Source organism: Streptomyces sp. NPDC104581, from assembly GCF_055583685.1.
In genome coordinates this window covers 1-12973 of sequence record NZ_JBVJNN010000030.1, presented here as the reverse complement: position 1 = coordinate 12973, position 12973 = coordinate 1, and the positions used below count along the sequence as shown (strand labels likewise).

Below are 12973 nucleotides of genomic sequence, written 5' to 3'. Positions count from 1 at the left end.
TGAGCAATTGTCTTGTTCGGAGTGTTCCCAACCCTCCTACCCGCCAGTAAAAACCCCTGGTAACACTGAGATCGGGGAGGCCATGCACCGTACGAGACCCACGTTCCGGAGTACCGTCGCCACGCTCGCCGCATTCGCGACCGTCGTCGGCGGACTCGTCGCGCTCACCCCCGCGGCCCAGGCGTCCGCCCCCACCGGCGCGCCCGCTTCCGTCCGCGCGTCCACCCCGCTGCCGCCCGCCCTGGAGGAGATACGCGCGGCCGAGGCCACCCGCCTCTACGGTTCCCCCGCCGAACGGCCGCTCGACCAGCGCAGGACCGGGCTCATCTCGCTCGGCGACAGTGAGATCTCCGGCGAGGGCGTCGGCGACTACGAGCCGGGCACGAACGGTCCCGACAACTGGTGCCACCGGTCGCCCGACGCGGCGATCCACCGCACCGGGATCGCGGCGGACGTCACCTACAACGTCTCCTGCTCCGGCGCGTCGACCGTCAACATCCGCGTCGGCGGCACGGCGCAGTACGCCGACGAACTCGTGCAGAGCGACAGCCTCGCGATCAAGGCGCGCAACACCAGGATCAAGATGGTGCTGCTGGTGGCGGGCGCGAACGACGATCTCCAGTTCGGTCCCGTGATCACCGACTGCGTGCTGCGCTGGTTCACCTTCCAGGGACCGTGCGTCAACAAGTACCGGGCCGGCTGGCAGGCGAGGGTCGACGGGCTCGTACCGAAGGTCGAGTCAACCGTGGCCGATCTGCGCGGCGTCATGCGCGACGCGGGCTACGCCGACGGCGACTACAAGCTCGTCGTGATGGGCTACCCGGGCCCGCTCACGCCCGACTACGCCGACAACCCGCACTTCCCCGGCAAGATCCCCGGCGGCTGCACCGGCTACGACGAGGACGCCGCCTGGGCGCGCGACGGCGCCGTTCCCGCCTTCCAGAGCGGTGTGCGCGAGGCCGCCGAGAACTCCGGCGCGGTCTACCTGGACAACTCGCGGCTCTTCCACGGCCACGAGGTGTGCACGGACGAAGACTGGGCGCGGGGGCTGTTCATCGACATCGGCAACCCGTTCCCGCCGGACGCCAACTCGGCCCGGCAGTCCTTCCACCCGAACGCCGCCGGGCACGTCGCGTTCGCCTCGTGCCTCACCCAGCTCTACGACTCGGGCCTGAACGAGGCGAGTTGCGCCGATCCGGCGAGCACGGGGCGGCCCGTCCTCCAACCGGGTTCCTGGGACGACGCTTTTCAGCCATTGAGGAACGCTGGCACCGGTACCTGTGTCGACGTGAGCGCGTCCCGGACCCGTAACGGATCCGGGATCACCGGCCGCGGCTGCGACGACGGGCGCAACCAGGGCTGGTGGTACGACACCGGCACGGGCGCCGGCGCGCGCTCGCTGCACAGCGAGCTGAGCCACGACCGGTGCGTGGACGTCCCGTCGGGGAGGTACCGCGCGGGCACCGCGGTCACCCTGTGGGACTGCCACGGCGGCGAGAACCAGAAGTTCGTACGCGAGGCGGGCACCATCCGGCCCGCGTCGGCCGGCGCGCTCTGCCTGACGCTGGCGTCGGCGCAGGACCCGCTGCGGCTCCAGACCTGCGACGGTTCGGCGAACCAGCGCTTCGCCTGATCCGGGTCGTCCGGGTCGTCCGGGTCGTACGGTCCGGCGGGGACGGCGCACGCGTGCCGGGGCCCTCCGCGCACTGCGCGGAGGGCCCCGGCACGCGTACCGCCCGGGTCTCTACGCGAGACCGGGTCCCCGCACCGGGATGCTGGTGAACGTCGGCGCCGGCGCGGGCTCGGTGAAGAAGTCGTTGCCCTTGTCGTCCACGACGATGAACGCGGGGAAGTCCTCCACCTCGATCCGCCAGACCGCCTCCATGCCCAGCTCCTCGTACTCCAGGACCTCGACCTTGCGGATGCAGTCCTGCGCCAGCCGGGCCGCCGGGCCGCCGATCGAACCGAGGTAGAAGCCGCCGTGCGTGCCGCACGCGTCGGTGACCTGTTTCGAGCGGTTGCCCTTGGCGAGCATGACCTTCGAGCCGCCCGCCGCCTGGAACTGCTCCACATAGCTGTCCATGCGCCCCGCCGTCGTCGGGCCGAACGACCCGGAGGCGTAGCCCTCGGGCGTCTTGGCGGGCCCGGCGTAGTAGACCGGGTGGTCCTTCAGGTACTGCGGCATCTCCTCGCCCGCGTCCAGCCGCTCCTTGATCTTGGCGTGCGCGATGTCGCGCGCCACGACGAGCGTTCCGGTGAGCGAAAGCCGGGTCTTGACGGGGTGCCGGGTCAGCTCGGCCAGGATGTCGTCCATCGGCCGGCCCAGGTCGATCCGTACGACGTCGCTCCCGCCGGCCTCCCCGCTCTGCTCCAGGTGCTCGTCGGTGGTGTCGGGCAGGAACCGTGCCGGGTCGGTCTCCAGCTGCTCCAGGAAGACCCCCTCGGCGGTGATCTTCGCGACCGCCTGGCGGTCCGCCGAGCAGGACACGGCGATCGCCACGGGCAGCGAGGCGCCGTGCCGGGGGAGCCGTACGACCCGCACGTCGTGACAGAAGTACTTGCCGCCGAACTGCGCGCCGATGCCGATCCTCTGCGTCAGCTCGAAGACCTTCTCCTCCAGCTCCTTGTCCCGGAAACCGTGACCGGTGGGGGAGCCCTCGGAGGGCAGCTCGTCCAGGTAGTGCGCGGAGGCGTACTTCGCGGTCTTCAGCGCGAACTCGGCGGAGGTGCCGCCGACGACGATCGCCAGGTGGTACGGCGGGCAGGCGGCCGTACCGAGGGAACGGATCTTCTCCTCCAGGAACCGCATCATGGAGGTCTCGTTCAGGACGGCCTTCGTCTCCTGGTAGAGGAACGACTTGTTGGCCGAGCCGCCGCCCTTGGCCATGAAGAGGAACTTGTAGGCGCCGCCGTCGGTCGCGTACAGCTCGATCTGCGCGGGCAGGTTCGAGCCGGTGTTCTTCTCCTCCCACATGGTCAGCGGGGCCATCTGCGAGTAGCGCAGATTGAGCTTGGTGTACGCGTCGTAGATGCCGTGCGACAGGGCCGCCTCGTCGCCGCCCTCCGTGAGGACGTTCTGTCCGCGCTTGCCCATCACGATGGCCGTGCCGGTGTCCTGGCACATGGGGAGCACGCCGGCGGCGGCGATGTTGGCGTTCTTCAGGAGGTCGAGCGCGACGAACTTGTCGTTCGACGACGCGGCCGGGTCGTCGACGATCCTGCGCAGCTGGGTGAGGTGGGCCGGGCGCAGGTAGTGCGAGATGTCGTGCATCGCCTCGGCGGCGAGCGTGCGCAGCGCCTCGGGGGCGACCTTGAGGAACGTACGGCCGTCGGCCTCGAAGGTGGAGACACCGTCGGCGGTCACCAGGCGGTACGGCGTGGTGTCCTCTCCCAGAGGGAGCAGATCGGAGTACGCAAACTCTGGCATTTCGGCCATTCCTCACTCGGCAGACGGCGGCTGCCCTTCGTCGGACAGCGCGCCTCTCAGCGTAAGACGTGCCGCGCGGGCGGGAGGGGTGAGGTGGGACTCAGTAGGAGGCGCGTGCGGCGGGCGCCCCCTCGTCCGGCCCGATCCGGACGACAGGCCCTAGTCGCGATCTATCGCGTTTCGCTACTCTGTTGCCGTGGACCTCGAAAAGCACCCCCAGAAGCCGGTCGCGCCGGCGGAGCCCCACGCCGGTATCCGGGCCTCCGACGCCGACCGGGACCGGATCGCCGACATCCTCAGGGAAGCCCTCGCGCTCGGTCGGCTGGATGCCGAGGAGCACTCCGAACGGATCGACGCCGTCTACCGCGCCAAGACGATGGGCGAACTGGAGCCGCTGGTCAGGGACTTGCCCGCGACGACCACCACCCCCCGCCCCGCCGCGACGCAGGTCTACGGTCCCGACAACGACAACGAACCCGCCGAGTCCATGGTCGCGATCTTCAGCGGCTCGACCCGCAAGGGCCGTTGGCGGGTGGGCCGCCGTACGAACGCCTTCGCGCTCTTCGGGGGCATCGAGATCGACCTCACCGAGGCGATCTTCGCCCAGCGGACGACCGTCATCAACGCGACCGCCATCTTCGGCTCGATCGAGGTCCGGGTCCCGGAGAACATCTCCCTGCGCGGCGGTGGCACCGGCGTCTTCGGCAACTTCGAGGTCCGCACGCTGGAGAGCGTCGAAGCGGACGCACCGGTCGTGCTCGTGAACGGGTACTCGGTCTTCGGCAGCATCGAGGCCAGGCCGAAGCGCGGCAAGTTCATCGCGGACCTCAACAGGCGGCTGCGCAAGCACCTGGGCCACTGACCCGCGGGCCAGAGCCGCCGGGCCGCCCCGGGAACGGCCGGCAACCGGCCATCGGTCTTCCGGTTGCCGATCCCCTCCGGTTCGGGTTCCGTTTGCGGTCGCGCCGTCGGTCGCGGGGGCCGTCATCCCACCCGGGCCGACGCGTTCACCACCCCGAGCACCGCTCCGTACGCGGTTCCGCACCTCGTATCTCAGTACCACTCAGTGCTTAGGCGTGCGCACAGCGGGTAGGGACTGCTGCATCGCCTCTCGCTCGCGAAGCCGTCGTCAGGAGTGGACCGTGCTGCCATTGCCGCATCAGCCCCTGCAGGTCGCCGCCGTACCGCCTCAGCGGAGTCCCGCTCGGGAGGATCAGGCCGGACCCTGGCATTCGGAGGCGGTGTGCCGCCGGGACGAAGCCGGGTTGTTCTTCGCACCGTCCAAGGAGCCGACGGCCGCGAGGCTGGCGCGTGAGGAGGCCGCGAAGCGGGTCTGCTCACGCTGTCCGGTGATGGTCGACTGCCGGGAGCACGCCCTGCTCCAGCCCGAGCCGTACGGGGTGTGGGGCGGCCTCACCGCCGCCGAGCGCCGTGTGGTCCTGGCGCGCCGCCGGCGCCGTGAGGTGGAGCTGCGGAACGCGGCCTCGGCCGCGGGCCGGATCGCCGCGGCGGGCTGACCCGCACGCTTCCGGCCGTTCGGATGTGACCGGGGCGCCCCTGCCGCACATGGGGAGCGCCCCGGATCCACGCGTACCGAACGCGGCCCACCGGCCGCCGGGGCCGTCGCGTACCCGTCCGTACCCGCGTGCACCGCTACTTCGCGCGGTCGAAGTCGATCGTGCTGTACGCGCGCAGCTTCGACAGCCGGTGCGTCGAGTCGATCTGCCGGATCGTGCCCGACTTCGAACGCGTCACCATCGACTGGGTGGTCGCGGTCTCGGAGCGGTACCGCACCCCGCGCAGCAACTCGCCGTCCGTGATGCCGGTCGCGACGAAGAACACGTTGTCGCCGCTGACCAGGTCGTCCGTCGACAGCACCCGGTCCAGATCGTGCCCGGCGTCGAGCGCCCGCTGTCGCTCGGCGGCGTCCTTCGGCCAGAGCTTGCCCTGGATGGTCCCGCCCAGGCACTTGATCGCGCACGCCGAGATGATGCCCTCGGGGGTGCCGCCGATGCCCATCAGCAGGTCGACGCCGGTGCCCTCACGCACGGCCATGATCGAGCCGGCCACGTCCCCGTCCGAGATGAACTTGATCCGCGCGCCCGTCTCGCGGATCTCCTTGACGACGTCGTCGTGGCGGGGGCGGTCGAGGATGACGACCGTGACGTCCTGCGGGGACGAGTGCTTGGCCTTGGCGACACGGCGGATGTTGACCGAGACCGGGGCGTTGATGTCGACGAAGTCGGCGGCCTCGGGCCCGGTCACCAGCTTGTCCATGTAGAAGACCGCCGACGGGTCGAACATGGCGCCGCGGTCGGCCGCCGCCAGCACGGCGATGGCGTTGGGCATGCCCTTGGCGTTCAGGGTGGTGCCGTCGATCGGGTCCACGGCGATGTCGACCTCGGCGCCGGTGCCGTCGCCCACCCGCTCCCCGTTGAACAGCATCGGGGCCTCGTCCTTCTCGCCCTCGCCGATGACGACGACGCCGTTCATCGAGACGGTGGAGACGAGGGTGCGCATGGCGTTCACGGCCGCGCCGTCCGCGCCGATCTTGTCGCCGCGTCCGACCCAGCGTCCGGCCGCCATGGCGGCGGCCTCGGTGACTCGTACGAGTTCGAGCGCGAGGTTGCGGTCGGGGGCCTCGGGAGAGACCTCCAGCGGTGACGGGAGTTGATGCTCGGTCATCGGAACGCACCTTTCTGTACGGCGACGGCCGGAATGAGGGTGCTGCGACTCTATCGGTACGTCGATAAAATGAGCAGAGGGCCCCACGTATGAGCATGAACCCTTGATGGGACGATAGGAACGTGGCAGCGAAGCGAGGCAATCAGACGGTGCGGAGCATGTTCCTGTCGATGGCGGTCGTCGTCGCCGTCGCCGGGATCTTCTACGTGGCCAATCCGCACGACGAGGACGCGGATCCCCTGAAGGCGGTCGACTACCGGGTCGAGCTGGTGACGGCGCAGCGAGCCGCCCCCTATCCGGTGGTGGCCCCGAAGGGTCTCCCCAAGACATGGAAGCCGACATCCGTCTCCTACGCGAGGCAGGACGCCCATGCCTGGCATCTCGGCTTCCTCGACCCCGACCGTGAGTACGTGGCCGTGGAGCAGTCGGCGGCGCCGGCGCGCAAGTACATCGCCGACGTCACGCACCGGGCCGAGGACACCGGGAAGACCGCGCGGGTGGGCGGCGAGACCTGGCAGCGGTGGGAGGGGCCGAAGTACGACGCCCTGGTGCGGGCCGGTGACGGGGCGACGACGGTCGTGACGGGCACGGCGCCGTACGAGCGCCTCGTCGAGATGGCCGAGGCGCTGGAGGCCGACCAGGCACCGGACGGCGGCACCGGGTCCGGCACCGACAACGGCGGCGACGCCGGGTCCGGGTCCGGCGAGACCTGAGCGGTCCGGGAGCCACGACGAGGCCACCGCCCCGGGGAGGGGTGGTGGCCTCGTCGCCTTGCGCGGCGGGGGCCGGGCGCCTCAGACGGTCGTGACGACCTCGTCGTAGGAGCGGCGCGGGCCACGCTCGGACCAGGCGTCGTCGCCGGGCTTGCCGATGTTCACGATCATCAGGGGCGTGTGGTCGCCGTCCAGGAACTCCTTCTGGACGCCCGCGTGGTCGAAGCCCGACATCGGGCCCGCGGCCAGACCGGCGGCGCGGATGCCGACGATGAAGTAGGCGGCCTGGAGCGCCGCGTTCATACCGGCGTTCTGTTCACGCACCGGGCGCTGGGAGAAGATCGCGTCCCTGGCCGCGGGGAAGGCCGGGAAGAGCTCGGGCAGCTCCTCGTGGAACTCGTTGTCGGCGGCGAGGATCGCGACCAGCGGGGCGGTGGACGTCTTGGCCTTGTTGCCGTTGCTCATGTGCTGGACGAGCCGCTCGCGGGCCTCGGGGGAGCGGACCAGGACGATGCGCAGCGGGGTCTGGTTGTAGGCGGTGGGACCGAACTTCACGAGGTCGTAGATCGCCTGGATCTGTTCTTCCGTCACCGGCTCGTCGGTGAACGTGTTGGCGGTACGGGCCTCACGGAAAAGGAGGTCCTGGGCGGCCGGGTCAAGGACGAGGGACATCTGGGCGTACCTTCCGAACGGGCGGACCGACCAAATGATCGATCAGACGACTCCGTCAACGTACGCCGTGATGTATTAACTTTCAACTAAAACCGCGGCCGCGGTGACTCGCTTCACACGATGTTGACAATGGGCGCTCAGGCGACGACAGCAACGGCGACGATGGCGACTACGACGACGGCGGCGGACCGGGTCCGCGCCTACGCCCTCAGCCCCGGTCGTCGGGCCCGGAGGCCGGTGTCGCTTCCGCCAGGGAGGCGTCGAGGCGGGCACGGGCGCCGTCCAGCCAGCGGCGGCAGACCTTGGCCAGCTCCTCGCCCCGTTCCCACAGGGCGAGCGACTCCTCCAGCGTCGTACCGCCGGTCTCCAGCCGGCGCACCACGTCGATCAGCTCGTCCCGCGCCTGCTCGTAGCCGGGCGCGTCCGCGCCGGCGGCCGCTGCTGTGCCGGTGTCCTTCTTGGCCATGTGATCCACCCTAAACGCGGTCTGCGACAACGAATCGTTGAGTAAGTGCGTGCGCCGTGCGCGTGCGGCTCATCCCGAGACCCGCACCGTGAACTCGCCCTCCGCCACCCTGGCCCGCAGCTCCTGGTCCGCCGGGACGTCCGCCGGGGAGCGTACGACCGCCCCGTCCGGCCGCTGGAGCACCGCGTACCCACGCTCCAGCGTCGCCGCGGGCGAGAGCGAGACCACGCGCGCCCGGGTGTGCGACAGCTCCGAGTCCGCGCGGTCCAGCAGATGCCGCAGCACCCGCCGGCTCCGGTCGGCCAGCGCGTCGATCTCGCTCCCGCGCTCCTCCACCATGCGCTGCGGCCGCTCCATCACCGGCCGGGCCAGCGCGTGCGCGAGCCCGCGCTCCTCCCGGTCGAGCAGCCCCTGCACCGTCCGCAGCGCCCGGTCCCGCAGCCCCTGCACACGGTCCAGCTCCTCGCCGACGTCCGGCACGGTCTTCTTCGCCGCGTCCGTGGGGGTCGACGCCCGTACGTCGGCGACGAGGTCCAGCAGCGGGGAGTCGGGCTCATGGCCGATCGCGGACACGACGGGCGTACAGCAGTCGGCCACCGCCCGTACCAACTGCTCGTCCGAGAACGGCAGCAGATCCTCCACACTGCCGCCGCCGCGCGCCACGATGATCACGTCGACCTCGGGCAGATCGTCCAGCTCCTTGACCGCCTGGACGACCTGACTCACCGCGTTGACGCCCTGTACGGCGGTGTTGCGCACCTCGAAGCGGACGGCGGGCCAGCGCCGTCGCGCGTTCTCCAAGACGTCCCGTTCGGCCGCGGACGCCCGGCCGCAGACAAGCCCGATCAGCTGCGGCAGAAAGGGCAGCGGCCGCTTGCGATCGGCGGCGAACAGCCCTTCGGCGCCCAGGGACTTCTTCAACTGCTCAAGCCTGACGAGCAGTTCGCCGATGCCCACGGGCTTTATCTCGGTGGCCCGCAGCGACAGCTGCCCCCGCGGCGCGTACCACTCCGGCTTCGCGTGCACCACGACCCGCGCGCCTTCGGACACGACGTCGGCGATCGCGTCGAAGACCTGCCGGAAGCAGGTGACGCTCACCGAGATGTCGTACGACGGGTCGCGCAGCGTCAGGAACACGACCCCGGCACCCGGCCTGCGCGAGAGCTGGGTGATCTGTCCCTCGACCCAGACGGCGCCGAGCCGGTCGATCCAGCCGCCGATGAGACGCGACACCTCACCGACGGGCAGCGGGGCTTCCGCGGACGTGTTGAGAGCCATGCCGCCGAGCGTATCGGCCGCCTCCGACAACGCGGCCCGTGCCGCTCGGCGCCCGCCCCGTTCCCACCGGCCGTACGTACGGAGGCGGGAGAGGGCGTGAGGGCGTAGAGGGCGCAGAGGGACGGGAGCTACGGAGCCTGCGGGGCCTTCCTCGCCGGCGTGCGACGACGCCACTGGATCGCGAACACCACCAGCCCCGCCGCCAGCCAGATCGCGCCCACCACCTGCGCCGACTCCGCCGCCTCCACGATCACCGCGACCAGGATGCCCGCGCCGACCACCGGCGCCACCACATGCGCCAGGATCCGCGGCGGGCCCTCCATGCGCCGTACCGCGTACCACCCGACCACGGACGCGTGCAGCAGGATGAACGCCGTCAGGGCCCCGATGTCGACGACCGACACCAGATGGTCCAGCCCGTTGTCGTTCCTGGCCGCCCACACGGCCGCGACCAGCGTCACCACCGCGGCGAGCAGCAGCGCCACCCGGGGTGTCCCCGCGCTCGTACGGGACAGCAGCTTCGGCAGCCGCCGCTCCCGGCCCATCGCGAAGAGGAGCCGCCCGGCGGCGGCCTGCCCCGCCAGCGCGGCGAACGCGGCGCCGATCGCCTTGCTCACCGCGACCAGGTCGTGCAGCCACGTTCCTACGGAGGCGTCCACCGCGTCGTAGAAGGCCGACCCCTGCTTCGCCGGATCGGCGGCCAGCTCCGCCGAGCTGAGCGGTTCGAGGAGCGCCACGAGATACGTCTGCGCCACGAACAGCACACCGGCGAGCGCCAGACAGAACAGCACCGCCCGCGCCACCTTCCGCGAACCGCCCGTCACCTCCTCGGCGAACGAGGCGATCGCGTCGAAGCCCAGATAGGACAGCACCGCGATGGACACCCCGCTGAGCACCGCCGTCAGTGAGAAGGTCAGATCACCGGTGAGCGGTGACAGCCAGCCGCGCGTCGCCCCGTCCTGGGCCAGCACCACGATCGCCGACACCACGAACACCACCAGCACCACGATCTCCATCGCGAGCACGAAGAAGCCGACACGCGCGGCCGCTCGTACGCCCCAGAGATTGAGCAGCGTCGTGATCACGACGGCGAGCCCGGTCCAGATCCACCGGTCGACGGAGGGCACCAGCGCCTCCATCGCGATCCCGGCGAAGAGATACGCGACGGCGGGGATCAGGAGGTAGTCGAGCATCGCCATCCACCCGGCGATGAATCCCGGCCCTTCGCCGAGCCCCTTGCGCGCGTACGCGAAGACCGAACCGGCCTGCGGCGCGACCCGGATCATCTGCGCGTAGCTGAACGCCGTGAACGCCATCGCGACGGTGGCGAAGACATAGACGAGCGCGACGGCCCCGTGCGACTTGGCGTCGAGCGTGCCGTAGACACCGACGGGGGCCATCGGCGCGATGAAGAGGAGCCCGTACACGACGAGATCGCGGAACCCGAGAGTCCGCCGCAGCCCGCCCACGGCGTCCGCGCCCCCGCCGCCGCCCGCGGCCGAGGGTCCGTCCGAACCGGAACCCGAACCAGGGCCCGAACCAGGGTCCGAACCCGAACCAGCGCCCGGCGCGGGTTCGCGGCCGAACGCACCGCCTCTGCCGCCCGTACCGCCCGTACCACCGAACCCGTCCGAACCGCCCGTACCGTCCGCATCGCCCGCACCGCTGTCGGCCATGGCGTCCCTCCGTCGATCACGTAGGCCCAGTCTCGGCCCGGCAGACGATCCTCCGCCTCTTCTGGACGGCCTTACGATGGTGGGCATGACTGCTACGCCCAGCCCGTCGCCCGCCGCCACCCCGAGTGGAGACGCCGCGCGCCGCGCCGGCAAACGCGTCCTGCTCGCCGCGCCCCGTGGTTACTGCGCCGGCGTCGACCGTGCCGTGATCGCCGTGGAGAAAGCCCTGGAGCAGTACGGGGCACCGATCTATGTCCGCCACGAAATCGTCCACAACAAGTATGTCGTGCAGACCCTTCAGAAGAAGGGCGCGATTTTCGTCGAGGAGACGGCGGAGGTCCCCGAGGGATCGATCGTCATGTTCTCCGCGCACGGCGTCGCCCCCGTCGTCCACGACGAGGCCGCCGACCGCAGGCTCGCGACCATCGACGCGACCTGTCCCCTCGTCACCAAGGTCCACAAGGAAGCCGTCCGCTTCGCCAACGACGACTACGACATCCTGCTGATCGGACACGACGGCCACGAAGAGGTCATCGGCACCTCCGGTGAGGCCCCCGACCACATCACGCTGGTCGACGGACCGGACGACGTCGCCAACGTCGAGGTGCGCGACGAGTCCAAGGTCGTCTGGCTCTCCCAGACGACGCTCTCCGTGGACGAGACGATGGAGACCGTCGACAAGCTCAAGGAGAAGTTCCCGCTGCTGATCTCGCCGCCGAGCGACGACATCTGCTACGCCACCCAGAACCGGCAGATCGCCGTCAAGCAGATGGGCGCCGACGCGGACCTGGTCATCGTCGTCGGGTCGAAGAACTCGTCGAACTCCGTACGGCTGGTCGAGGTCGCCCTCGGCGCCGGAGCCCGCGACGCGCATCTGGTGGACTCCGCCGACGAGATCGACGAGGCGTGGCTGGCAGGCGTCACGACGGTCGGCGTCACCTCCGGCGCTTCCGTCCCCGAGATCCTCGTCGAAGGCGTCCTGGAGTGGCTCACGGGCCACGGCTTCGAGGACGTCGAGATCGTGAAGGCCGCCGAGGAGTCGATCGTCTTCTCGCTGCCGAAGGAACTCCGCCGTGACCTGCGCGCGGAGGCGGCCGCTCTGGCCGAGAAGTAGGGCAGCGCGGTCATCTCCCCGTAACGTTGCGTCCATGAACGTCTTCGGAGTGGACATCGGCGGCTCTGGCATCAAGGGCGCGCCCGTGGACCTGGAGCGCGGTGAACTGGCAGAGCCGCGCCACAAAGTGCTCACGCCGCAGCCGGCCGCACCTGACGAGGTGGCCGGCTGCGTCGCCGAGGTGGTCGAGCACTACAGCTGGTCCGGCCCGGTCGGCATCACCTTCCCGGGAGTGGTCACGGGCTCGGTCGTCCGTACGGCCGCGAACGTCGACAAGCGCTGGATCGACACGGACGCCGGCGAACTGCTCGGCGGCCGGCTGAACCTGCCCGTCACGATCCTCAACGACGGGGACGCGGCGGGCGTGGCCGAGATGACCTTCGGCGCCGGCAAGGGCCGGCACGGCACCGTCTTCCTGCTGACCTTCGGTACGGGGATCGGCAGCGCCCTGTTCATCGACGGCAGGCTCGTCCCGAACACCGAGCTGGGTCATCTGGAGCTGAACGGCCACGACGCGGAGAAGCACGCGTCGACGAAGGCCAAGGACGACCACGACCTGAGCTGGCACCACTGGGCACACCGGGTGCAGAAGTATCTGGCGCATCTGGAGATGCTGTTCTCGCCGGAACTCTTCATCATCGGCGGCGGAGTGAGCCGCAAGGCGGACAAGTTCATCCACCTGATCGAGGACATCAAGGCGGAGATCGTCCCCGCGCAGCTTCAGAACAACGCGGGAATCGTGGGCGCCGCGATGACGGCCGCGGAACGCTGACCCGACCCGCCGGACGGGCCACCAGAGCCTGTCCGGCGCCCGGACACACCCTGATCCAGGGCCTGTCGTGTGGATGAGCCCTCTTAGGCCGTGTCTGACAAATCCCGCCTGGCCCGCGGCGCCTGGTACGGCACCTCGCCGCGTTGCCGGACTCGGCCGAGTACGCCCGG

General features: G+C 70.4%; 12 protein-coding genes. 6 read left to right on the top strand and 6 right to left on the bottom strand.

Features of this window, described 5'->3' with window-relative positions:
• Positions 1-82 precede the first annotated feature (82 nt).
• On the top strand, positions 83-1633 hold the full coding sequence (locus ACZ61E_RS22885; protein ID WP_469701697.1) for a ricin-type beta-trefoil lectin domain protein: 1551 nt from the start codon (positions 83-85) through the stop codon (positions 1631-1633).
• A gap of 111 nt (positions 1634-1744) precedes the next feature.
• Here ACZ61E_RS22885 and ACZ61E_RS22880 read toward each other — a convergent pair whose 3' ends face one another.
• Positions 1745-3436 carry a fumarate hydratase gene (locus ACZ61E_RS22880; protein ID WP_469701696.1) on the bottom strand — a complete coding sequence of 564 codons (1692 nt, stop codon included), beginning with the start codon at positions 3434-3436 and terminating at the stop codon, positions 1745-1747.
• Between the two features lie 187 nt (positions 3437-3623).
• Between ACZ61E_RS22880 and ACZ61E_RS22875 the strand changes: the two genes are divergently transcribed.
• Complete coding sequence (locus ACZ61E_RS22875) at positions 3624-4289, top strand: DUF1707 SHOCT-like domain-containing protein (protein ID WP_469701695.1); 666 nt, start codon at positions 3624-3626, stop codon at positions 4287-4289.
• Positions 4290-4569: 280 nt separating this feature from the next.
• Positions 4570-4944 (top strand): WhiB family transcriptional regulator, encoded by a 375-nt coding sequence (locus ACZ61E_RS22870; protein WP_469701694.1) that lies wholly within the window; start codon positions 4570-4572, stop codon positions 4942-4944.
• A gap of 136 nt (positions 4945-5080) precedes the next feature.
• Here the strand turns inward: ACZ61E_RS22870 and glpX are convergent, their stop codons facing one another.
• Positions 5081-6112, bottom strand: a complete 1032-nt coding sequence (glpX, locus tag ACZ61E_RS22865) for a class II fructose-bisphosphatase (RefSeq protein WP_469701693.1) — start codon at positions 6110-6112, stop codon at positions 5081-5083.
• 122 nt (positions 6113-6234) lie between these two features.
• Between glpX and ACZ61E_RS22860 the strand changes: the two genes are divergently transcribed.
• Positions 6235-6825: a DUF4245 domain-containing protein gene (locus ACZ61E_RS22860; RefSeq protein WP_469701692.1), complete on the top strand. Its 591-nt coding sequence runs from the start codon at positions 6235-6237 to the stop codon at positions 6823-6825.
• Between the two features lie 81 nt (positions 6826-6906).
• On the opposite strand, the gene ACZ61E_RS22855 is transcribed toward ACZ61E_RS22860, so the two are convergent.
• The 4 genes from ACZ61E_RS22855 to ACZ61E_RS22840 all read right to left on the bottom strand — a co-directional run bounded on the left by ACZ61E_RS22855 (position 6907) and on the right by ACZ61E_RS22840 (position 10917).
• On the bottom strand, positions 6907-7497 hold the full coding sequence (locus ACZ61E_RS22855) for a malonic semialdehyde reductase (RefSeq protein WP_469701691.1): 591 nt from the start codon (positions 7495-7497) through the stop codon (positions 6907-6909).
• 208 nt (positions 7498-7705) lie between these two features.
• Entirely contained in the window at positions 7706-7963 is a 258-nt protein-coding gene (locus ACZ61E_RS22850) for an exodeoxyribonuclease VII small subunit (protein ID WP_469701690.1), read from the bottom strand.
• A gap of 69 nt (positions 7964-8032) precedes the next feature.
• Positions 8033-9241, bottom strand: coding sequence for an exodeoxyribonuclease VII large subunit (gene xseA, locus ACZ61E_RS22845; protein WP_469701689.1), 1209 nt, complete (start codon positions 9239-9241; stop codon positions 8033-8035).
• Positions 9242-9369: 128 nt separating this feature from the next.
• On the bottom strand, positions 9370-10917 hold the full coding sequence (locus ACZ61E_RS22840) for an APC family permease (protein ID WP_469701688.1): 1548 nt from the start codon (positions 10915-10917) through the stop codon (positions 9370-9372).
• Between the two features lie 85 nt (positions 10918-11002).
• Here ACZ61E_RS22840 and ACZ61E_RS22835 point away from each other — a divergent pair, with 85 nt between their 5' ends.
• Both ACZ61E_RS22835 and ppgK read left to right on the top strand, forming a co-directional pair.
• On the top strand, positions 11003-12031 hold the full coding sequence (locus ACZ61E_RS22835) for a 4-hydroxy-3-methylbut-2-enyl diphosphate reductase (protein ID WP_469701687.1): 1029 nt from the start codon (positions 11003-11005) through the stop codon (positions 12029-12031).
• A gap of 34 nt (positions 12032-12065) precedes the next feature.
• Positions 12066-12803, top strand: a complete 738-nt coding sequence (ppgK, locus tag ACZ61E_RS22830) for a polyphosphate--glucose phosphotransferase (protein WP_469701686.1) — start codon at positions 12066-12068, stop codon at positions 12801-12803.
• Positions 12804-12973 lie beyond the last annotated feature (170 nt).

Bases quoted from the DNA above. Each gene is read 5' to 3' on its own strand.
- ACZ61E_RS22840 (WP_469701688.1), bottom strand. From the start codon at position 10,917: ATGGCCGACAGCGGTGCGGGCGATGCGGACGGTACGGGCGGTTCGGAC.
- xseA (WP_469701689.1), bottom strand. From the start codon at position 9,241: ATGGCTCTCAACACGTCCGCGGAAGCCCCGCTGCCCGTCGGTGAGGTG.
- ACZ61E_RS22850 (WP_469701690.1), bottom strand. From the start codon at position 7,963: ATGGCCAAGAAGGACACCGGCACAGCAGCGGCCGCCGGCGCGGACGCG.
- ACZ61E_RS22885 (WP_469701697.1), top strand. From the start codon at position 83: ATGCACCGTACGAGACCCACGTTCCGGAGTACCGTCGCCACGCTCGCC.
- glpX (WP_469701693.1), bottom strand. From the start codon at position 6,112: ATGACCGAGCATCAACTCCCGTCACCGCTGGAGGTCTCTCCCGAGGCC.
- ACZ61E_RS22835 (WP_469701687.1), top strand. From the start codon at position 11,003: ATGACTGCTACGCCCAGCCCGTCGCCCGCCGCCACCCCGAGTGGAGAC.
- ppgK (WP_469701686.1), top strand. From the start codon at position 12,066: ATGAACGTCTTCGGAGTGGACATCGGCGGCTCTGGCATCAAGGGCGCG.
- ACZ61E_RS22855 (WP_469701691.1), bottom strand. From the start codon at position 7,497: ATGTCCCTCGTCCTTGACCCGGCCGCCCAGGACCTCCTTTTCCGTGAG.
- ACZ61E_RS22880 (WP_469701696.1), bottom strand. From the start codon at position 3,436: ATGGCCGAAATGCCAGAGTTTGCGTACTCCGATCTGCTCCCTCTGGGA.